The following is a 465-nucleotide window of genomic DNA, read 5'->3' on the forward strand; positions in this document are numbered from 1 at the left end:
CCGTCGTGACGACCGCCCCTCCGGCGGCTTCAACCGCGACCGTGACGACCGTGGTGGTTTCCGTCGCGAGGACCGTGGCGAGCGCCCCGCCGGCGGTGGCTGCCGCCGCGACGACCGCCCCTCCGGCGGCTTCAACCGCGACCGCGACGACCGCCAGGGCGGCGGCTACCGCCGTGACGACCGTGGCGAGCGCCCGTCCGGCGGTGGCTTCCGCCGCGACGACCGCCCCTCCGGCGGCTTCAACCGCGACCGTGACGACCGGGGTGGTTTACGAAGAGTAGTGAGTGGAGTTCGGACGTGTGGAGTTGGGTTCAGTGTAGACGTGCGGACGTGTGGTTTCTTCATTGTCGACCGTGTCGACCGTGGTGGTTTCCGTCGCGATGACCGTGGCGAGCGCCCCTCCGAGATCGGAAGAGCGTCGGGGAGGGAAAGAGTGTCCATTCGAGTGTAGATCGCGGTGGTCGC

At 69.7% G+C, this 465-nt stretch carries 1 pseudogene; it reads left to right on the plus strand.

The features are described from left to right. Positions 1-451: pseudogene (locus PUR71_RS00620) on the plus strand (DEAD/DEAH box helicase); the annotation flags it as partial. Positions 452-465: the final 14 nt, after the last annotated feature.

This window comes from Streptomyces sp. SP17BM10, assembly GCF_036322405.1.
Classification (GTDB): domain Bacteria; phylum Actinomycetota; class Actinomycetes; order Streptomycetales; family Streptomycetaceae; genus Kitasatospora.